Origin of the sequence: Edaphovirga cremea (assembly GCF_003332275.1) — a bacterium.
GTDB lineage: Bacteria > Pseudomonadota > Gammaproteobacteria > Enterobacterales > Enterobacteriaceae > Edaphovirga > Edaphovirga cremea.
Genome location: NZ_QOVA01000010.1, coordinates 117519 through 138626 on the forward strand (window position 1 = coordinate 117519; position 21108 = coordinate 138626).

Annotated in this window: 15 protein-coding genes; 6 read left to right on the plus strand and 9 right to left on the minus strand. The window is 50.1% G+C overall.

Annotation, left to right across the window (positions count from 1 at the left end; genetic code table 11):
• Window positions 1–218 precede the first annotated feature (218 nt).
• Window positions 219–1679 carry an AMP nucleosidase gene (locus tag DRI82_RS14985; protein ID WP_114194715.1) on the plus strand — a complete coding sequence of 487 codons (1461 nt, stop codon included), beginning with the start codon at window positions 219–221 and terminating at the stop codon, window positions 1677–1679.
• A 96-nt stretch (window positions 1680–1775) separates the two neighbouring features.
• On the opposite strand, the gene DRI82_RS14990 is transcribed toward DRI82_RS14985, so the two are convergent.
• Entirely contained in the window at window positions 1776–2792 is a 1017-nt protein-coding gene (locus DRI82_RS14990; RefSeq protein ID WP_245956853.1) for a GlxA family transcriptional regulator, read from the minus strand.
• A 139-nt stretch (window positions 2793–2931) separates the two neighbouring features.
• On the opposite strand from DRI82_RS14990, the gene DRI82_RS14995 reads away from it, so the two are divergent.
• Window positions 2932–3756: an alpha/beta fold hydrolase gene (locus DRI82_RS14995; protein WP_114194716.1), complete on the plus strand. Its 825-nt coding sequence runs from the start codon at window positions 2932–2934 to the stop codon at window positions 3754–3756.
• Window positions 3757–3989: 233 nt separating this feature from the next.
• Window positions 3990–5237 carry a zinc-dependent alcohol dehydrogenase gene (locus tag DRI82_RS15000; protein WP_114194717.1) on the plus strand — a complete coding sequence of 416 codons (1248 nt, stop codon included), beginning with the start codon at window positions 3990–3992 and terminating at the stop codon, window positions 5235–5237.
• Window positions 5238–5291: 54 nt separating this feature from the next.
• Here DRI82_RS15000 and DRI82_RS15005 read toward each other — a convergent pair whose 3' ends face one another.
• From DRI82_RS15005 to dgcN, 7 genes are all read right to left on the minus strand, one after another.
• The gene (locus DRI82_RS15005; protein WP_114194718.1) at window positions 5292–6008 is read right to left on the minus strand and encodes an ABC transporter ATP-binding protein; all 717 of its coding nucleotides are present in this window, start codon (window positions 6006–6008) and stop codon (window positions 5292–5294) included.
• Window positions 6005–6880 carry an ABC transporter ATP-binding protein gene (locus tag DRI82_RS15010; protein WP_114194719.1) on the minus strand — a complete coding sequence of 292 codons (876 nt, stop codon included), beginning with the start codon at window positions 6878–6880 and terminating at the stop codon, window positions 6005–6007. Before DRI82_RS15010 ends, DRI82_RS15005 begins: the two co-directional genes overlap by 4 nt.
• A complete protein-coding gene (gene livM / locus DRI82_RS15015; protein WP_114194720.1) occupies window positions 6877–8175 on the minus strand; it encodes a high-affinity branched-chain amino acid ABC transporter permease LivM in 1299 nt (432 codons plus the stop codon). The genes DRI82_RS15010 and livM overlap by 4 nt, the downstream gene beginning before the upstream one ends.
• A gap of 9 nt (window positions 8176–8184) precedes the next feature.
• The gene (locus tag DRI82_RS15020) at window positions 8185–9099 is read right to left on the minus strand and encodes an ABC transporter permease subunit (protein WP_114194721.1); all 915 of its coding nucleotides are present in this window, start codon (window positions 9097–9099) and stop codon (window positions 8185–8187) included.
• A 164-nt stretch (window positions 9100–9263) separates the two neighbouring features.
• Complete coding sequence (locus DRI82_RS15025) at window positions 9264–10382, minus strand: branched-chain amino acid ABC transporter substrate-binding protein (protein ID WP_114194722.1); 1119 nt, start codon at window positions 10380–10382, stop codon at window positions 9264–9266.
• Window positions 10383–10834: 452 nt separating this feature from the next.
• Window positions 10835–11695, minus strand: coding sequence for a D-amino-acid transaminase (locus DRI82_RS15030; protein ID WP_114194723.1), 861 nt, complete (start codon window positions 11693–11695; stop codon window positions 10835–10837).
• Between the two features lie 21 nt (window positions 11696–11716).
• On the minus strand, window positions 11717–12709 hold the full coding sequence (dgcN, locus tag DRI82_RS15035; protein WP_114194724.1) for an N-acetyltransferase DgcN: 993 nt from the start codon (window positions 12707–12709) through the stop codon (window positions 11717–11719).
• 374 nt (window positions 12710–13083) lie between these two features.
• On the opposite strand from dgcN, the gene DRI82_RS15040 reads away from it, so the two are divergent.
• The 3 genes from DRI82_RS15040 (at window position 13084) to DRI82_RS15050 (ending at window position 17956) form a co-directional block, all read left to right on the plus strand.
• Window positions 13084–13776 (plus strand): Ig-like domain-containing protein, encoded by a 693-nt coding sequence (locus DRI82_RS15040; RefSeq protein ID WP_114194725.1) that lies wholly within the window; start codon window positions 13084–13086, stop codon window positions 13774–13776.
• A 142-nt stretch (window positions 13777–13918) separates the two neighbouring features.
• Window positions 13919–14677 (plus strand): hypothetical protein, encoded by a 759-nt coding sequence (locus DRI82_RS15045; protein WP_114194726.1) that lies wholly within the window; start codon window positions 13919–13921, stop codon window positions 14675–14677.
• A gap of 162 nt (window positions 14678–14839) precedes the next feature.
• On the plus strand, window positions 14840–17956 hold the full coding sequence (locus DRI82_RS15050) for an Ig-like domain-containing protein (RefSeq protein WP_114194727.1): 3117 nt from the start codon (window positions 14840–14842) through the stop codon (window positions 17954–17956).
• Window positions 17957–18040: 84 nt separating this feature from the next.
• On the opposite strand, the gene DRI82_RS15055 is transcribed toward DRI82_RS15050, so the two are convergent.
• Window positions 18041–20449 carry an inverse autotransporter beta domain-containing protein gene (locus DRI82_RS15055; RefSeq protein ID WP_170138717.1) on the minus strand — a complete coding sequence of 803 codons (2409 nt, stop codon included), beginning with the start codon at window positions 20447–20449 and terminating at the stop codon, window positions 18041–18043.
• Window positions 20450–21108 lie beyond the last annotated feature (659 nt).

Sequence of the window (21108 nt, forward strand, 5' to 3'; positions counted from 1 at the left end):
TGACGACGGGATATGCACTGTTGCTCGTTTGGCGGTTCATATCCCCTTTCCGCTTTATAACCAGCTTCTCCTCCTTTTTGTTCTGTTCCCGCGATTTTTTCTCCTGATAGATTGATATCTCTTGAGCTTTTGATCCCATCTTCGGTTAGCCTGCTACTGTGAAATGCGATCAGACGCTGTATTGTTCCCCGCAGAGGAATCGAGAATAAGGAGAAGTCATGAGTAATAACGAATCCAGCACCCGTCTTACAGCCTCCCAGGCACTTGATCAATTGGAGACGCTTTATAACGGCGCAGTGGCAGCGTTACGGGAAGCCATCAAGGATTTCATCAATGATGGCACTCTGCCCGATGAAAAAAAACGTGTTGCGGGGCTCTTCACTTATCCAGAATTGCGTGTGAGTTGGGATGGAACACCGCCAGCCAACCCCAGACCCCGGGCTTTTGGCCGCTTTACCCATTCTGGTAGTTACACCACCACCATTACGCGCCCTGAATTATTCCGCCATTATCTGGAAGATCAATTGGCGCTGCTTGAGGGAGATTATTCCGCCGTTATCGAGGTGTCGCCTTCAACGTTGGAAATTCCGTTCCCCTATGTGATCGATGGTTCGGATCTGGCGCTCGATCGGTCAATGAGTGCCGGTATCGCCAAACATTTCCCCACCACCGAGCTTTCGCAAATCGGCGATGAGACTGCGGACGGACTATTTCATGCTGGCCATACCTTCCCCCTGTCGCATTTTGATGCGCTCAGGACCGACTTTTCCCTGGCGCGTCTGCGGCACTATACCGGCACGCCCGTAGAGCATTTTCAATCCTTCGTACTTTTCACCAATTACACCCGCTATGTCGATGAATTTGCGCGTTGGGCTTGCAGCCAGATTGCCGATCCCGAGAGTCCGTATGAGGCGCTTTCCTGTGCAGGCGGCATCTTTATTACTGCTGAAACACCCAATCCTGAGCAGGCGGTGTCGGATCTGGCCTGGAAAAATCATCAGATGCCTGCCTATCACCTGATTTCACGCGACGGTCGCGGGATCACGCTGGTCAATATTGGCGTCGGTCCGTCCAACGCCAAGACGATCTGCGATCATCTCGCAGTATTGCGCCCCAATGCCTGGCTGATGATCGGCCATTGCGGTGGATTGCGTGAAAGTCAGTCAATTGGCGATTACGTGCTGGCCCATGCTTATCTTCGTGACGACCATGTGCTGGACTCCGTTTTACCGCCTGATATCCCGATCCCGAGCATCGCCGAAGTCCAGCGCGCACTCTATGATGCAACCAAAATGGTCAGCGGTATGCCGGGCGAGGAAGTGAAACAACGCTTGCGTACCGGTACCGTTGTCACGACTGACGATCGTAATTGGGAGTTGCGCTACTCGGCCTCGGCACTGCGTTTCAACCTCAGCCGGGCGGTCGCCGTGGATATGGAAAGTGCGACCATTGCCGCACAGGGTTACCGCTTCCGGGTACCTTATGGCACGCTGCTCTGCGTGTCGGATAAACCTTTGCACGGTGAAATCAAATTGCCTGGGCAGGCAAACCGTTTCTATGAAGGCGCGATCTCCGAGCACTTGCAGATTGGGATATGTGCCATAGATTTGCTGCGTGCCGAAGGCGATCGCCTGCATTCACGCAAATTACGCACGTTCAACGAACCGCCGTTCCGTTGAGTCACTGACGGCCTGGGCGTTAACCTGAATGTGAAAGCCCGCTGACGTCGACGTCAGCGGGCTTTTTTTCGTAAGGAATCGCGTACCCCCCGTTATTCAGGTTTTGGCACCAAACCGTTTACGGTAATCAGCAGGCGTTATCCCGGTGACTTTCTTGAATGCCGAGCGGAACGTCCCCGGATCGAGATAGCCGACCGTCCAGGCAATATGGTCAACCGTTCCATTGGTGAATTCGAGCATTTCCCGCGCCTTACCGACCCTGACGTGCTGGCAATACTGAATGGGTCTAAGACCGGTTGCGGCGCGGAAACGGCGCAAGAAAGTCCGCGCTTCCAGACCCGCCAGTGCCGCCATCATACTGAGTGACACATCCACCGCCCCCTTGCGCTGCAACCAGTGCTGAACCTTCAGCACGGCGCTATCACCGTGGGTGAGAATCGGTGAAAAATGACTTCCGCACGCCTGGGTACTGTCACAGTGTTTGATCTCCAGAAATTGTGCGGTACTCGCTGCAATACTGGGCCCCATCAACCGGTCTACCAGCCGCAGACCCAGATCGGCCCACGCCATCAAACCCGCAGCGGTAATGATATCCCCATCGTCAATAATGGGTTTGTCTGCATCTACCCTGATAGCAGGGAAACGCGCCTCCAACGCCTTGGCGTAGGTCCTGTGAATCGTCGCGGTGCGTTGATCGAGCAATCCACTTTGGGCGAGTAAAAACACGCCGAGGCATACCGAACCGACGGCAGCACCTTCCGCGTGTTTTTCGCGGATCCACATTGCCAGTCGGTTCAAGGCCTTTTCACAGGTCAGTTGAAAAAGCGAGGGAGGAATGATCACCGCCACCATCCGACTATCAAAGGTGGGATGACTGTCAAAAAGCTGGGCGGGTTGGGTGCTTTCGCCATCATCACACCAATGGCTGACGCGCAGAATCGGTAATTGGCTGGACTCGTGCTCATCGGCAATACGATTCGCCACGGCAAACAGATCGGTCAATCCGTGCAACGCCGCCTGAGAGCCGGGATACATCAGCAAGCCGATTTCAGCCACCCTGCGTTTTTCGTTCATTGCCTCGCGCTTGTTCATCGGTGTCAATTTACTGTTCATTGGTGTCAGTTTACCCCGCTTAATTGTCGTTCCACCTCATCCTCACACAGCCGTGAGCATGGAATACTCCATCTTGCTAACTCAATGAACCGCGTTTTTTGATCGAATCCTCCACAACAATAATTTCGGAGATGTTGACATGGCTACTTTCACTACCCTTGACGGCACTGAGATCTATTACAAGGACTGGGGCACCGGACAGCCGATTGTCTTCAGTCACGGCTGGCCGCTGAGCTCGGACAGTTGGGAATCGCAAATGCTATTCTTCGCCAGCCACGGTTATCGCGCCATCGCCCATGACCGCCGTGGACACGGGCGTTCCAGCCAGCCGTGGGAAGGCAATGATATGGACACCTACGCCGACGATCTGGCACAACTGATCGAAACTCTCGATCTCTCGGAGGTGATACTTTTTGGTTTCTCCACGGGCGGCGGGGAAGTCAGCCGCTACATTGGTCGTCACGGCACGGGCCGACTGGCCAAAGCGGGACTGATATCGGCAGTGCCGCCGCTGATGCTGAAAACCGAGAGCAATCCAAAGGGTGCGCCTATCGACGTTTTTGATGGCATCCGCGCAGGCTCCATCGCCGATCGCTCACAACTGTACCGTGACGTCGCTTCCGGCCCCTTCTATGGTTTCAACCGGGAGGGCGCCAAGGTTTCTCAGGGACTGATCGACAGCTTCTGGCTACAGGGCATGCTGGCGGGCCATAAAAATACCTATGATTGCATCAAGGCATTCTCGGAGACCGACTTTCGCGACGATCTGAAAAAGTTCGACATCCCCACGCTGGTCATCCATGGCGACGACGATCAAATCGTTCCTATTCAGGCGGCAGGGCCAGAATCCGCCAAACTGATAGAAGGCTCCAAGCTGATCGTCTATCCCGGTGCACCGCATGGCCTTACTGATACCCACAAAGATCAAGTCAATGCCGACTTGCTGGCTTTCGTTAAATCATGATGCGTTTAGAAAAGTAATGTGTTGAAGAAAGAATAGTTCGTAAAACGCCCGGTGAATGGCATCGGGCATTTTTCGGATTGATACCATGTGTTTTTTATTGAGTACCGTGAATTATTGATAGGGTTGCATTAGGATTATTCTCTATTCGCTCGCTCCCGTTTAGCTGGATGCAGCAGGATCGCCCCCTGACCACTAGAGTTAGTAAGTCATCCACTGCTCAAGGGTTAATTATTGTGAAAGCACTCACCTACCATGGGCCACACAATGTCAGCGTCGATAATGTCGACGATCCCATTATTGAGGCGCAAGACGACATTATTCTCCGCGTTACCGCCACGGCGATTTGCGGATCCGATCTCCATCTCTACCGAGGGAAAATTCCCAGCACCGAACACGGCGATATCTTTGGTCACGAGTTTATGGGAGAGGTGGTTGAAACAGGCCGGGATGTGACGGCAGTGCAAAAAGGCGATCGGGTCGTTGTGCCGTTTGTCATTGCCTGTGGCGACTGTTTTTACTGCCAGATGCATCTCTTTGCGGCCTGTGAGACCACCAATACCGGTCGCGGGGCGATCATCAATAAAAAGCAAATTCCTTCCGGCGCGGCGCTGTTTGGTTACAGCCATCTCTATGGCGGCGTCCCGGGCGGACAGGCTGAGTATGTGCGCGTTCCCAAAGCCAATACCGGCCCGTTCAAAGTCCCGCAGCTCCTGGATGATGACAAAGTGTTGTTTTTATCTGACATTTTGCCGACCGCCTGGCAGGCAGTAAAAAATGCACAAATCGGCAAGGGATCGCGGCTGGCAATTTTTGGTGCGGGACCCGTGGGGCTTCTTACCGCCGCCTGTGCGCAAATGTTGGGGGCAGAACAAATTTTCATGGTGGATCATCACCCCTATCGCCTCGCTTTTGCACAAGAACGCTACAACGTGATTCCCATTAATTTCGACGAGGTTGACGATCCCGCTGAGGTCATCATTGATAACACCCCCGGCAGTCGCGGCGTGGATGCCGTCATTGACGCCGTTGGTTTTGAAGCCAAAGGCAGCATGACTGAAACGCTGCTTACCAATCTGAAACTGGAGGGCGGCAGTGGCAAAGCATTGCGTCAATGTATTGCAGCGGTGCGGCGTGGCGGGATTGTGAGTGTGCCAGGGGTCTATTCCGGGTTTATTCATGGCTTCCTCTTCGGCGACGCCTTTGAAAAAGGGTTGACGTTCAAGATGGGCCAGACGCATGTTCAGGCATATTTACCGGAACTGTTGCAATTGATTGAGCAAGGGATGATTAAACCGGAAGAGATCATTACCCACCACCTGCCATTGGAACAGGCGGCCAAAGGGTATGAAATTTTTGATAAAAGAGAGGAGGATTGCCGGAAAGTGATACTGGTACCCGGTATCGTGCTTCCCCCCAACCCTATCCCGTCCCCGATTACCGCAGGTATAGAGAACGGCAGACCAATGGTTCCCCCCCTTTGATGCCTGGCCGCTGGCGGAATAGGATACAAACCGCCAGCGGTTTCACTTACCGGGTTAAATTCCGCCGAGATAGGCCTTGCGTACTTGCGGGTTAACCAGCAATTCAGCCCCCGTCCCGCTCATGCGAATTTGCCCGTTGACCATGACATAGGCACGGTCTGCCAGCTTGAGCGCATGATGGGCATTCTGTTCCACCAGAAAGATGGTCATGCCGTTGCGCGCCAATTCACGTAACGTATGAAAGATCTGTTTCACAACAATCGGCGCCAGACCCAGGCTGGGCTCGTCCAACAGCAATAACCTGGGTCGGCTCATCAGGGCGCGGGCAATCGCCAGCATCTGTTGCTCGCCGCCAGACATCGTCATCGCCCGCTGTTTGCGCCGCTCCTTCAACCGGGGAAACAGTTCGAACATGCTTTGCAAATCTTCAGCCGCGTATTTCTCGCCAATCGGGATAGTCCCCATCAGCAGGTTCTCTTCCACCGTCATGTCAGGAAATACCCGTCGCCCCTCAGGCGACTGCGCGATACCACTCGACGCCACAAAGTGGGTCGATTTACGGCTGATGTCCTCACCGCGAAACAGAATTTGCCCCTTGCTGATCCTCGGTTGGCCAAATATCGACATCAGCAAGGTCGATTTCCCCGCACCGTTGGCACCAATCAGCGCCACGGTTTCACCTTGATTCACCCGCAGAGAGACACTCTGCAACGCCTGTATCGGACCGTAAAAGACATCCACCTCACGAAATTCCAGCAGCGCGTCGCTCATAGATTCACCTCATCCTCACCGGTACCGAGATAGGCAGCGATGACGCTTTCATCATTCTGGATCGCCTGTGGTGTTCCCCGTGCAATTACATCGCCATGATCCAGCACGATGATATGATCGGAGATCTCCATGACCATTCCCATATCATGTTCAATCAGCAACACCGTGATGTCATGGTGATCGCGCAGAAAGCGGATAATCTTGCTGAGGGTATGGGTTTCCACCGGATTCAGCCCCGCCGCCGGTTCATCCAGACAAATCACTTCGGGAGCGGTGCACATTGCCCGGGCGATTTCCAGTCGCCGTTGCTGGCCGTAGGACATTTCACCCGCGAGACGATTGGCGCAATCCACCAAATCCACCACTTCCAGCCAGTAAAAAGCCCGATCCAACGCCTGATTTTCAGCCCGACGGTAAGCCGGGGTATTCAGTACACCGGCCACCAGATTGCGGTTGGTCTGCATATGCTGCGCCACCAGCAGGTTTTCCACCACGGACATCTCGCGAAATAACCGAACGTTCTGGAAAGTACGCGCCAAACCGGCACGGTTAACCTGATGGGTTCCGCCAAACATTTTATAGAAGAGCCTGCTCCCAAGTTGACGCGGTCTTATCCAATCGCTCGGTTGGAACTTCTGCCCTAAAATCTGAATAACGTTGGTCGTCCGCCGTCGGGTATTGAGCATAATGCTGCCGCCCGTGGCCTTGTAGAAGCCGGTCAGGCAGTTGAACACCGTGGTTTTCCCCGCCCCATTCGGGCCGATAAGCGCGGTGATCGAGCCACGTTTTACCTCCAGATTGACATCATTCAATGCCTTGATGCCGCCAAAATGCATCATCAGGTGTTCAACGCTAAGGATATTGTCACTCATGGCGCGACTCCTTTGCGTAGAGGAAAGCCAGCGCGACTGATGCGAATCAGCCCGCGGGGTCGCCAAATCATCATGACAACCATCAATACACCAAATAACAGAACCCGATACTCGGCGAAACTGCGCAATAATTCAGGGGCTACGGTGAGAACAAAGGCGGCGATAACCACACCGACCGTCGATCCCATTCCCCCCAGCACCACAATGGCCAGGATCAGCGCGGATTCGAAAAAGGTAAACGAGGTCGGATTCACAAATCCCTGATAGGTGGCAAAGAAAACCCCCGCCAGCCCGGCAGTCGATGCGCCCAGCGTGAAGGCCGAGAGTTTGACCAGAACATGATTCAGCCCCATCGCCCGACAGGCGATTTCATCTTCCCGCAAGGCTTCCCAGGCGCGGCCAATGGGCATGCGAGTCAACCGATGCTTGACGTAAAGAACCAGTAAAACCACCAGAATCAGTACGGTATAAATAAAGATAAATTTCAGATTGGGGTTATAGGCGATATGGAGAAATTCGTGGATCGGTATACCGCCTTCTTTTGCCCGGCGGCCAAATTCCAGCCCGAACAGCGTCGGTGCAGGCACGGATACGCCGTTCGGCCCGCCAGTAAACTCCAGCCAATTATTGAGGATCAAACGGATGATTTCACCAAAACCCAGCGTCACAATAGCCAGATAGTCACCGTGCATCCGTAATACCGGAAAACCCAGCAAAGCCCCAGCCAGCGCCGCCAGGAGCGCACCCAACGGCAGCATCGCCCAGAATCCCAGCCCCAGATATTCATACCCCAGCGCCAGCCCGTATGCACCAATGGCATAAAACGCCACGTATCCAAGATCCAGCAGACCCGCCAATCCCACCACAATGTTCAGTCCAAGCCCGAGCAGGACATAGATCAGCCCGAGAATGGCCACGGTGAGGACGTATTTGGTCGCCAGAAAAGGAAAAAAAACCGCCAGTACGATAATCACCGGAATAATCCAGCGCAGTCGACTTTTGTAATCCGGCGAGCGAACGTAGACACCCGCGCTGTCACTGTCGAAATTGGCCCGCATGCGCTTTCCCGCTGCGGTTTGCAGAAACAGGCTCAATAATAGCCGCCCTACCATGACGGCCAGAATAATGGCTATCAGCCGCGCAGGCTGGAAGTTAAAACTGTACCCATCGAGAACGACACCCACAATCGGACCAAAAACGATCAAGGCGATTAAACCGGCAAATACCGCATCCAGAAGGCACTGTTTTATATCCATTCTTTCGTGAACAGGGGTGTGAACAGAAGATTGTGACATATTTTCCCCCTATACCTTGGCCATAATAGGACGACCCAACAGACCTTGTGGCCGGAAAATAAGAATCACCACCAGTAACGAAAACGAAAATACGTCTTTATAATCAGAATTCACCATACCGGCGAACTGCGCCTCCGCCACACCGAGAATCAATCCGCCAAGCATCGCCCCTGGCAGTGAACCTATGCCACCCAATACCGCCGCAGTGAAGGCTTTGATACCAATGATAAATCCGGCATAAAAATCAAACGTGCCGTAGTTCATGGTAATCAGCACCCCGGCCAATCCGGCCATGGAGGCACCAATTACAAAGACGCTGGAGATCACCCGATCGGTATTGATACCAAGAATCGAGGCCATTTTGCGATCCTGCTGCGTTGCCCGGCACATGCGACCGAGTTTCGTATTTTGGATCACGTAGGTCAGTACCAGCATGCCGACCACCGAGGCAATCAGGATGAATATTTTGGTGTAGGTCAACTGGACAAAACTGTCACCTATGTTGAATTTCAAAACGCCATCCATCATGGTGGGAATCCCCTGCTGCCGTGGTCCCTGACTGATTTGCGCATAGTTTTGCAGGATCAGTGACATGCCAATCGCCGAGATCAGCGGAGCCAGGCGGGTAGAGTTGCGCAGAGGTTTGTAGGCGATACGCTCTATCACCCAGCCATAAACACCCGTTATCGCTATAGTGAAAACCAGCGTGCCGAGGATGAGTAGCGGGAATGATTCAAGGCCAAAGAAAGAGAGCAAAGCCAGCCCGATGGCGCAGAGGTAAGCTGAAATCATATACACTTCGCCGTGGGCGAAGTTAATCATGCCGATAATGCCGTACACCATGGTATAGCCGATAGCGATCAGACCGTAGACGGAGCCCAGCGTTAAACCATTAAGCATTTGTTGCAGAAAGAATGAATCCATAATTACGCAGTCTCGTCTGGTGAGACGGGCTATTCAATGCAGGTACGGAATGCAACCTGTCCGTATCGCGCACCGAGAGCGCACGGCCTCAAGATAATGGGGCGTCAGCGCTCTTTCGCCACAGCGAATTGCATACTGACGCCGTTCTTTGCCGGTGCTCTTTTTTATGGCAATTGCTGATATTTTCCTTTGTCGTCCCATTTATAGACGATGTAATCCGACACCTTGAGATCGCCCTTGCTGTCCCACTCTTTTTTACCCATGACGGTATCGACAGGATGGGATTTCAGCCATTCGCTGGCTTTCGCCGAGTCTGGACCCACGGCGTTGAACGCAGCGGCAATCGCCTGAACGGAAGCATAAGAGTAGAGGGTGTAACCTTCAGGTTCGAATTTATTGGCGCGGAATTTCGCAATGACAGCTTTGCCTTCAGGGATCAGGCGCGGGTCTTTGCCAAACGTCATCAGCACGCCAGTCGTGTATTGTGGCCCGCCAGCCGCGGTGACCATCTCTTCGTTGACAATACAGTCACCCGAGAAGAATTCAGCTTTCACACCCTGTTCGCGCATCTGTCGCACCAATGGGCCGGCTTCCGGATGGCAGCCGCCGAAATAGACCACATCGGGATTGACCGAGCGAATTTTGGTGACCAGCGCATTGAAATCTTTTTCGCCGCGTGACAGCCCTTCATACAGGACTTCCTTGACTCCCCGCTTGTTCAGCTCGGCTTTGGTCGCATCCGCCAGACCCTGACCGTAGGTGTCTTTGTCATGAATAATGGCCACTTTTTTCGCTTTCAGCTTATCGATGATGAAATTGCTCGCCACCAGTCCCTGCTGGTCATCACGACCACACATGCGGAACATTTCGGACATGCCGCGTTCAGTAACCTGTGGATTGGTCGACCCGGGAGTGATGGCAATAATCCCCGCATCGTTGTACACCTCGGACGCAGGCATGGTGGATGAAGAGCAGAAGTGGCCGACAACGGCAGCAACATGGGACTGATCAACCAACCGGTTAGCCACTGCGACGGCTTGTTTGGGTTCGCAAGCATCATCGCCCTGTACCAACGTTATTTTTTCGCCTTTGATTCCCCCTGCCGCATTTATATCTTCCGCTGCCTGCGTGGCACCCCGCCAGTATTGATCTCCATACGTCGCATTCGGCCCTGAAAAGGGTCCGGCAACACCAATAACGATATCCGCGTGGGCGGAAAATGCGGTTCCCATACAACCAATTAGTAAAGCAGATAACGGATTTCTAATAAATTTCATCGACATCATTGTGTTCCTTAATACTGTGTTTAAGCAGAACGCCAGAGGCGTGGACGATAAATCCTAAAGCGAAAACGTGAAACCAATGTAGAGAATGGCGATCAATCCAAGCAATATGCCTGCCACATCGTCAATCTGTGTGAGTATAGATAGGCATTGGTGGTTTTTACGGACAATGGGTGAAAAAGACCCAAGGAAATCTCGCACTAAAGAGGTGCGTCACAATTATTTATCGTGGAAGAGCAGAAATGAATTGCACCATTAGCGTGCTTGCTTGCGGGCAATAATCGGAATTACGCCAGTGAGTTCTGACACTATATTTTTCCGAATTGTGCGTTAGCGCATGGCGTTCGAATAATAATCCCCGGCGTGATTATTATTGGATCTGAGTAATCTCCTGATAATGCTCTCCGCCCGACAAAGAGATAGTCAGGCGGAAATGCGTTTTTTTACCGCCTTCACGCGGTCGCCTGTAACGCCATATCGATATATATTTTACGCAGTGCCTGGGTCACTGGGCCAGGAACGCCCTCACCCACCGGCTTGCCATCAATGTTGACGACCGGCCAGATGAAACTGGTGGCAGAACTGATGAAAGCCTCACTGGCTGAATACACCTCTTCAAGGCTGAAGGCGCGCTCCTCAAACGGTATTCCGTGATTTTTTGCCAATAGTAATAGCGACTTACGGGTGATTCCATGCAAGATGCGGTTACTGAGCGGACGCGTGACCAATACGCCTGCGCAGGTAACAATCCATGCATTACATGCGCTTCCTTCGGTTACCATGCCATCTTCTACCAGAAACGCATCATCCGCCCCCTGGGAATGGGCGTACTCTTTTGCCATACAGGGCGCCAATAATCCGACCGTTTTAATATCACGCCGACCCCAGCGAATATCTTCCACCGACACCACAGAGATGCCGGTTTGCGCTTTTACACTGTTGATGACTGGCCGCGATTGAGTAAATAACACCAGGGTGGGCGTAACGTATGCGGGAGGATAATCAAATTCGCGATCGCCGCTGCAACCGCGGGTTAGCTGGAGATACAGCGCGCCCTCACGCAGTTGATTCAACGCGATCAGTTCGTTCTGGATGTTTTCCAGTTCGGTTGCTGTCACAGGCAGGCGCAATTGCAGCTCGGCGCATGAACGCATCAAGCGGGATAGATGCCCTTCGTTCTCTAGAAGTTTGCCATTGAGGACGGCGGTAACTTCATAGACGGCATCAGAAAAGAGAAAACCCCGATCAAATATGGAGACTTTCGCGTCCTGCTCCGGCAGGTACGCGCCATTGACGTAAACGATTCTGCTCATCAGACCCTCCTGCTATTCAAGTCAAAGTTGCTCAATGATGCGGTCAACACCCTGGCGCATGGGATCAACAACAGGTATACCAAATGAGCGCTCAATACCGGCCATATACTTCAGCGCATCCGGTTCACTCAAGTATGCGCTATTGATTGAGATGCCCACAAATCTTGCCTTTGGATTAGTCAATTGCGCGGCTTTCAAGTTCAATGCCATGCAGTCGGCAAGATCCGGCAGTGGGTAATTCACCCCGCGCATCGTCGTTCGCGTTGGCTCATGACAAAGCACCAGCGCATCAGGTTGTGCGCCGTGAATCAATCCCATCGTGACTCCCGCGAATGAAGGGTGAAACAGAGAACCCTGCCCCTCAATGATATCCCAATGATCCGACTCATTGTCTGGCGCAAGCGTTTCTACCGCACCCGCGATGAAATCCGCCACCACGGCATCAATACAGATACCCGCACCGCTAATCAAAATACCGGTCTGCCCGGTGGCCCGAAATGTTGCTTTCATCCCCGCAGCCACCATGGCTTTCTCGATCGCCAGTGCGGTATACATCTTACCGCAGGAGCAATCCGTTCCCACCGGCAACAGGCGTTTGCCGCTGCGTTTTTTACCGCTGCCGATAGGCAGAATCCGGCTGGTGTGCCGTACGTCAAATAACGAACGCCCCAAACGTTCGGCGGTCTGCTGCAATACTGGCACATCCGACAAGCGATTGTGTAACCCGGCAGCCAAATCCATCCCGCTTTCCAGCGCGTGTTGCAGCACCTCGATCCAATTGTCCGCAATCACTCCACCGCGATTGGCAACGCCGATCACCAGGGTTTTGGCACCCTGTTTTTTTGCCTCGTTGAGATCGAGATCGGGAAGACCGCAATCTACCTTGCAACCGTCCATCCGCAGTTGTCCGAGACAATACTCCGGATGCCAACTATGGATACCCGTGGCAACTTTAGCCGCGAGTTGGTCGTGCGCATCTGCCAGAAATAACAGATAGGGTTGTTGAATATTCATTAGGCCTGCCTCATTAGATATTGAATGTAAAAGAGAAGACGTAAAAGAACACCCAAGCACGTGTCGTGCCATCTGGTGATAATTAAGTATAGTCATTGCAAATCATAGGGTTAAAATTTCAGAGTTCAGAGCATCTCACCCCATCAGGCTTTTACATCGGTTTCTCGCACCAAAAGCAGGCACAAACACTGCATTCATGCTCATACATGGTTATTTTAATAAAAAATTAACACTATTATCGATTTTAATAGCGAAAATTGACATTATGAAAGACATTTATTACATCTGCACTTTGACGCGGAATGAAATACATTTGTGCGGCGTTACCTTTCTGATAATAAAAAAATCCTTTCAAATCAATCTGAGATTAAATTATGAATATTAAAACTGATTATATCAATACAGCGGTCTATACGTTCACCAATATCAAAGTCACCGATGCACCTAATGGGCAATCTGGAAAAATAGAACTCACAGTAATAGCCTGTGACGGCACCCCGGTTCCCGGCGTAAACGTTTCATGGGAAATAAGTCAGGACGAAGAACAATCGGATACCACAATTTCTGTCAGTCAATCCATCACAGATATCAACGGGATGGCTTTTGTCGATGTAAAAAAAGAGAGTGACGGATTCTCCTCTATCACCGCATCAATAAATTCCGTTATCAAAAATATTAAAGTGATGACGTATGCACTCAATGCACCCATAGTTACCAACACTGAAGGCGGTAAATTAGACGTTTTTGATCTTATGAGTACAATTCAGGTTATGATTCCCAGTTATTCAAATATCGCATTTAGAGACAAAATTACCCTCCACTGGGCAACTGCTGACGGTGTTGATATTCGAACCTTAACGCGTTTTATTGTTGATGCCAACAATGACATGCCTATTATAATCAATGTTAAATTTGAATTACCACCTGAGTGTCTTGCACAACAAAATTACGGTATTTATTACGAATCTAGTGATATTTTAAGGAATACGTCCTTCTCTCAACGATTATTTTTCTTTGTTGACAGGCAGATTCCACTCGCTACTAACTATGATGGGTTGATCATCTGAATAATATTTATCATGTAATGATAATTTTTGCAGTATAAACATTTATTCTTTGCGCCACAATATTAATCAGGTCTTGCTATCATGTTTTCGACGACTAAATCGTCGCATACTTAATCAATAAAAATATACCAAGAGGTTATTCATGAAAAATTCCAAAAACACACTTTCTTTACAGCAGGGTCCAGTTACTGATGATCCAGCACCAACCCTGCCAGTAACAAATGTAGATGATGGTATTGTCACTCAAGGTGATATAGACAACGGCATTCAATGTGAGATTCCTCGTTATAGCGATGCGGCCTTGGGAGACAAAGTCATTTTGTATTGGGGAGAGAACTACACGATTTCACGCCTTATAAAAGATCCTGAACATAATCTCCCCTGGATAATAGATATCGTTCAAGATACCCCACAAGAGCAAACATTAGCTGATGGGTTATACGAAGTTCATTATTCTGTTGAGGATCAGGCGCATAACTTCGCCATATCTGAATCAATCAACTTTGAAATAACTGCACACTTGAATCCAGGATCGTTACCGGCACCCGTCATCCCGGATACTCAGGATGATAATACAATAAATGATGACGAGGCAAAACTTGATGTCATTGTACAAGCTGGCTATGCCGCTATTACAAAAGGTGACAGCATTGTCCTTCACCTGCAGGGGTTTGACACAGAAACAGATTTTATGAAAGAAGATTATACAGCAACTTACGCCGTCCAGGATGTGGATGTCCCACTAGGATATGCGGTGTTCACTGTCCCCTACGCAACTTTCCAAGCTATTGGCGAATTTGCTTATGCCAACGCATGGTTTATTGTCACTCCAGCGGCAGGTGGTACAACCAAGTCTTCTGCGACTAAAAAATTCTACGTTGATGTTGTTCTGGCTCACTAATTTGGTGATGAATACTCCAATGGGGTAATACTTTTTTTAAGCGGCATCATTTCATGCCGCTTATTTTTATTGACCTAAAAAACTTACACCTTCCCATTTAAACCAATTATCTCATTTAATCAATCGTGCAATATAACGCACCAAATAATAGAAGGAAAATCCATGAACTCTAATTCTTTGTTCCCCCCGCAATTCCCGCAAATGGCTGATGATGGCGTGATAAATCAGGATGAATTAGATAGCCAGGGAGGCGTACGTTTCAAGATCATCGAGTACACAGATCCGGCAGTGGGTGATTACATCACTTTTTATTTTGACGCTACGCAATACTTCTATTTATATCTGGCAGAAGAGCCGGTCAGTCAATACTTTCCATGGAGTGATGTCATCCCGTCGGATAAAGTACCAGATGGTCAATACGAAGCCAAATATCAGGTTTTGGACAATGCCAAAAATCTCTCTACATCACAAGTGGCCACCGTCTTTGTCGACAGGGATCAACAAGGAACATTGACACCACCTATTTTCCCTGAGGCTTTGGATGATAATACGATTGATGATGTTGAGGCGTTCAGTGACGGAGGAACAACCGTCTATGTTCCCGTTTATAGTGATATGGCTGTCGATGATAGCGTTATTGTCTACTGGACTGGCTTTAATGAGCAAGGCGCGCAAATACCGCGAAGTGCCACGACCGTAAGTTATGTCGTTGTAGAGAGGGATCTGACTTATGGACTCTATGTCACTATTCCCACACCGTATATTACAGCCATTGGAACAGGCACGGCAAAAGCCTGGTATACCGTGCACAGTGCGACAAGATTTCCTGAACGTTCCATGGATTCCGAACCCGTCAAGATCAATAGCACCGGGTGGGTTTTCGCTCCGCCTATTTTCAAGGAAGGGTCAGATGGATGGATCGATGCACAGGAAGCCGTTGACGGAACACCGTTGTTAGTTCCTTCGTACAGAAATATCAACGTCGGTGACGTGGTGACGACGTATTGGCAGGGATATACGCAGGAAGGTATTGTTGTTCCTACCGCCTATAACAAGCAAATTCATACGATCACTGTAGCCGATCTCAATCAGGGTTTTGAGGTTATTATTCCTAATGCCGCACTACGTGATATCAGAATCGGCTCTGGAGAAAGTTATTACACTGTCGTCTTCGCTACCAGTGGCGGCGGAACATCATTGAAAAGCCAGGTTGATGTCGATACCTTGCATACCACATTACTTAACGCCCCGACTTTTCCTGAAGCGACGAATGGTTACATTGATACTGCTGATGCACAGAGTGGCAACGGCACACCGATGCAAATTATTTACTCACCCATGAAGGTTGGAGACCAAGTCACTTTACAATGGACGGGTTACCATTACGGCGATACCAATCCTGTTTCCGGATCGGTTTACATCTGGACGGTAAACGTCTCCTCTGCGGACGTTGCTGCACAGAGTATTACTTCAATTATTCCCACCGAGAATATTCTTGTTATTGGCACAGGCTATGCCATCGGGAATTATCAGGTAAGTTTTATTGATGGCGGCATCGGTAATTCAAATACGCAGAAACTCAACATCAATTCTGAAGTACTCTCTTCATTGACCAGCAGCAAATCAACAATTAATGCTGACGGTTCTGACAAAGCATCGCTAAGCGCGACTGTCACTGATTCAGTAACAGGCACTGGCATCCCAGATGTTGTCGTTTATTGGCGCACCTCTCTCGGTACGCTGAGTATGCCTTCAAGCAATACCGATCAAAACGGAGTCGCCGTTAATCAAATCGCCAGTAGTCAGCCGGGCAATATCACCGTTGTCGCTAGTCTGGATAATGGCAGCAGTCGCTCCATCAGTATTACCGCAGGGCAAGTCCAGAAAACACTGTTGGTTATGGGAGCCAGAAGCACCAGCAATCCCTCAGCCGAATCCCAGCGGTGTACGCTCAGCGTATTTGACGCCGCCACGCGTAATCCAATCACCGCATTCTGGTATTATGAAGGTCAAACCGCCATTATTACGGCACACACCTTCCTGGATACGTCACCGCAATTACCTCTCATTGTGCAAAATCCGTCGAACAGTTCGGATTTTGTGACTGTTAATCCGGCAAATATTTTGGGTAATGGCGGTTGGACGGACACGGAGACCAGCTCAGGCTCTTTTGTTGCCTTACTCAACGATCGCTCGATCATTGGTTGGGGAAATGCGGCCTTTGGGGGATCAACACCACCGTACCCCTATAACCAATCAGTCAGCACGTTAGCTGCAACATTTGAAGCATTCGGCTGCATTCAGAATTCGGGAGCTGTTTTTACCTGGGGCAACAGCCTGGAGGGTGGCTATACACCAGACGATATTCTGGCACGCACCGATATCATTGAAATCAAAGGAGCGCGCGGAACTTTTGCCCTGCGGGGTCGCGTTTATCCCTATGTTGAGAGCTGGGGTTGGGGTACAACGGGCGGTGAGGCATTCAGCTTTATTGTGCCAGCAAATATCGCCTCAATGTCCGATCTGACTATGTTACGGGGTGGGGACAATGCCTTTGCCGTCGTCAATACGCAAGGTAAAGTCTTTGCCTGGGGTAAAGAGAGCTGTGGTGGCACTGTGCCTGCCAATATCAGTTCATTGAGCGGGATTTCTGATTGCTGCGCCTCGCGGAAGGCATTTGCGATAATTTATGGCGGTGGTCGCCTAATTGCCTGGGGTGATTCTGATTATGGTTCCGATGCTTCCTCGGTATCCTATATCACTAACGCGCATCGCCTGGTGGGAACGGAGTCGGCCTTTACCACGCTACTGAATAATGGCGGTATGGTTTGCTGGGGCTATGCACAATTCGGTGGGAATATGCCTTCTGCTTATGCCAGCAGAACAGATATTATTGATGTTAAAGCGAGCTACGGTGCTTTTGCAGCCCTATGTACCAACGGAACCGTCTTGACCTGGGGCAGTGCGGATCATGGTGGAGACTGTAGCAGCGTCGCTTCATTACTCAACAATGTTATTTCGATCACGGCCAATGCCGCCAGCTTTGCTGCATTGAAAAAGGATGGCACGGTTGTGACGTGGGGGAATGCAAGCTATGGCGGGACAACGAGTGGAGCAACCGGGCAGTTGAGTAACGTATTGGCCATATATGCCAATACCCATGCCTATATCGCCCTCAAAGCCGACTCTACGGTGGTCGCCTGGGGCGAACAAAGTTCCGGCGTATACAATTTCCCTTCATCACTATTGAATGGCAATATTTCTTATCTTAAAAAGTGATGTTACTCATCTAAAAAACAATGCCGGAGGGTTTCCCCATCCGGCATTGTAAACCACATTACATAATTACTTCATATATAAAGTCTAGTGAGCCCCAAGGGTATCAATGCTTCCTGTTGTTGTGGCACTCAGAGATTTTATTTCAGGCTTGGTGACCTTTGCATCGATCTTATATTTTGGCAGTGGAGCGCCGCCGCCCTCCTGGTTTTCTCCTTCAATATTCGCTAGCGTAGTCTCGGGAATAATTATGGAAATATCAGTACCCATATCTTCCTGACGAACAGTATATGTGGGGGCGACGTAAGCATGGGGTGAGCCGTCAGCCGCGCCCGTTACACTGAAATTAATATCAATCGTATCTCCTGCCGCCATGCCTGCGTAATTGCTGATTACCACCGGGGTTCCTCCCTGGGACACCTCCCAGTTTATGAGAGGCACGCCTCCTAAAGCCTGAGCATCGGCCTCAGGAAGGTCCAAAGTGATAGGGCCAAAATCAGGTTGGACAAAGGTCGCGCTGGTAGAGAACGTCTCTCCGTTGACTAGCGCCGTTACGGTAAAGGTCTCTGCCACTTTATCTGTCATGGCCAAAGTTGCCTGACCGCTTTTATTCGTTAATTCCTGCGGGGCTTTGGCATTTTTTGCCGTTAGCGATGTTTTATCCCAGGCAATCACCACGTTGCTGAGCGGTACGCCCCCTTTCGTCACCGTTACCTGGGCGATATCCTGATCAACGCCGTCAATGATGGCGTTGTTCTTGATCATTTCCAGCACGATTTCGGTTTTAACGGCATCAAAGGTTGCGGTGGTACTTCCAGAAAGCTCGCCACTGCTTGCTGATATCGTCACATTTTCTGCGACAGAATCTTTAATGACCAGCGTCGAAATACCGTTCTCATCGGTGGTTGCCGTTAGCGGTGTCGCCGCAGAGGCCGTGCTGCTGCCACTCAGATTCCAGGTCACGACGGCGCCCACGATCGGCTGATGGCTGGCATTGGTGACGATGGCTTGCGCCACATCAAGGCTGGTATTATCTGCTGGCTGATGATTGGTCGTCATGGTGACATCAATCGCCGCCGCGGTATCATCATTGATAAACCCTGATGGCACCGTTTCCGTTTGACCGTCAGCGGAAGCGCTCAACATGACCGCACCTTCTTTCTGGTTGGTGAACTTTACCGTCGCCTGTCCCTGTCCATCCGTTTTGCTCTGGCTGTCGGTAATGACAGCACCATTGTCGGTACTCCAGGTGATAGCAACCTCAGGCATCGCTTTACCATTTGCATCTTTTACCGTCACTTGCCCGGTATTCGCATCATTGCCATCCGCCTTGCTGTTATTTTTAGTAATCGCCAAACTCAGGTCGGCCGATGGAATAAACGAAGTAGTGGCTGTTTTAGTGACTGAACCCGAGGTGGCCTGAACAATCACCTGTTCAGCCGTTTTATTGGTGATATTCACCGTGGCATTGCCATTTTCATCCGTGGTGGTGGTTGACGGGCTAAGTTGCGCCGTACCCGTTACGCTCCAGTCAATAACGGCATTACGGACGGGCAAACCGTCTGATGTTGTCGCCTGAACGGATGCGGTATTCATTGAAAGGCCATCTGCCGGACTACCATCCTTATTAATCACCAGCGTCATGTTCGCAAGGGAATTGCTGACACTTTTCTTTTTATACGCCATAACAATGGTGTTATTTCGCTCCACCAGATCGTAGCGACTTCCCGCCAGACTTCGCTGTACCGCAACCTGCGCGGGTGATATTTGTTCCTGCCATGGTCGCCCGATGTTATAGCGGAAATTCATGCTGAACTGGGTATCGTCCAGGGAATCCTGTCCGCGCTTATACTCCACGCCGAATGTCAGCAGTGGGATCGGCGTGTAGTTGATACCTAACGTTACCGATGACGGGTCATCCTGTAGATGGTCTTTATCAAAGAGGGCTACATCATCACCGTAGTATTGTTCATACATCAACTTCGCGCCCAATTGCGGATAAGAGGGTAAATACCCTTCGGCCCGTACATCAAATCCATTGGCGGGCTTTTCGTTGTAGTCGTCGAAATCCCGCGATTGGTGCCAGTCTGTTGTACCGATGTAACTGTTTGCAGACAGTTTCAGGTTGTTCGTCCAGGCTTCCGCACCAAGACCTACCCGCCTGTTTTTTCCTGTAAAATCATCATCTAAAAAAACGTTACCACCAAACATCCAGTTATCAACTGTAAAGGCGCGAACCCCCATACCCAGGTTGCCAGTGATACGCCCATCAGGTGCCCGCAGCCCGAGTTGGGTGAAAAACATTTGCTGCTCGGTGTTATAAACAGGCGCCAGAAAGTCAAAGGAACTGTCATCCCAATTGCCATTGTCATCAACGTTCAGTTGAACTCGCGCGGTACCAAATTGATTCAGCCATTTTTCAGCAGAGTCAGAGACATAGCCGGCTGATAATGATTTGGCTGAATCAACCACACCCTTTGTACCATTCGCTGCCATCGAACCCGCCAGACCTGATAGCTGCGTTGAATACGTGCCCCAATCATTTGGCGTATCGTTATTATTGTCATACCCAGCAGAATAGGTTGATGACGTGGGCTCACTGGCATTTGCAGAGTGACTGATGACTATAGGGCATATAAATTGAAGCGCGATTTGCCCCCATATCCATGATTTTGTTACCGGTGAGCAGCGAGATCGCTTTTTAACAATATTCATTTCGATACCATATAATGTGAAATTTTTAAACGTAGAATACTATGAAATATCAGCATGAGACAACTTTAAAGCTTCATTAAATAAAGGAAAGACGAACACCTATAGGGATCGCTTCAGTGCGATCGCAGCTATAAGAAACAACCGTTCTTATCCTTTCCCTTCACCTTATTAATAAGTCAGTGAACGCATTGCCAATCCTATCGATACCAAGGCGAGTCGTGACCCATTAAACCTATAAAAACCACCAAAAACACAAACCATACTGTTTGAATCAAAGCATTTAATAAAATAATAATTTTTTAATACGCGCTCAGAATATTTCTCAAACACGAATAATACAATACTCTTTCACCATCCTAAAATGGACTTTATTTTTTATTGTTTTAAATCAAAATGATACATTACGGAGCTTTATGCTTCAGGTCATATTTTTATAAAAG

Excerpts from the sequence above, each read along its gene's own strand:
- dgcN (WP_114194724.1), bottom strand. The coding sequence starts at position 12,709 with ATGAATATTCAACAACCCTATCTGTTATTTCTGGCAGATGCGCACGAC.
- DRI82_RS15010 (WP_114194719.1), bottom strand. The coding sequence starts at position 6,880 with ATGAGTGACAATATCCTTAGCGTTGAACACCTGATGATGCATTTTGGC.
- DRI82_RS15020 (WP_114194721.1), bottom strand. The coding sequence starts at position 9,099 with ATGGATTCATTCTTTCTGCAACAAATGCTTAATGGTTTAACGCTGGGC.
- DRI82_RS15050 (WP_114194727.1), top strand. The coding sequence starts at position 14,840 with ATGAACTCTAATTCTTTGTTCCCCCCGCAATTCCCGCAAATGGCTGAT.
- DRI82_RS15055 (WP_170138717.1), bottom strand. The coding sequence starts at position 20,449 with ATGGCAGCGAATGGTACAAAGGGTGTGGTTGATTCAGCCAAATCATTA.
- DRI82_RS15040 (WP_114194725.1), top strand. The coding sequence starts at position 13,084 with ATGAATATTAAAACTGATTATATCAATACAGCGGTCTATACGTTCACC.
- DRI82_RS14985 (WP_114194715.1), top strand. The coding sequence starts at position 219 with ATGAGTAATAACGAATCCAGCACCCGTCTTACAGCCTCCCAGGCACTT.
- DRI82_RS14990 (WP_245956853.1), bottom strand. The coding sequence starts at position 2,792 with ATGAACAGTAAATTGACACCGATGAACAAGCGCGAGGCAATGAACGAA.
- DRI82_RS15030 (WP_114194723.1), bottom strand. The coding sequence starts at position 11,695 with ATGAGCAGAATCGTTTACGTCAATGGCGCGTACCTGCCGGAGCAGGAC.
- livM (WP_114194720.1), bottom strand. The coding sequence starts at position 8,175 with ATGTCACAATCTTCTGTTCACACCCCTGTTCACGAAAGAATGGATATA.
- DRI82_RS15025 (WP_114194722.1), bottom strand. The coding sequence starts at position 10,382 with ATGTCGATGAAATTTATTAGAAATCCGTTATCTGCTTTACTAATTGGT.
- DRI82_RS14995 (WP_114194716.1), top strand. The coding sequence starts at position 2,932 with ATGGCTACTTTCACTACCCTTGACGGCACTGAGATCTATTACAAGGAC.
- DRI82_RS15005 (WP_114194718.1), bottom strand. The coding sequence starts at position 6,008 with ATGAGCGACGCGCTGCTGGAATTTCGTGAGGTGGATGTCTTTTACGGT.
- DRI82_RS15045 (WP_114194726.1), top strand. The coding sequence starts at position 13,919 with ATGAAAAATTCCAAAAACACACTTTCTTTACAGCAGGGTCCAGTTACT.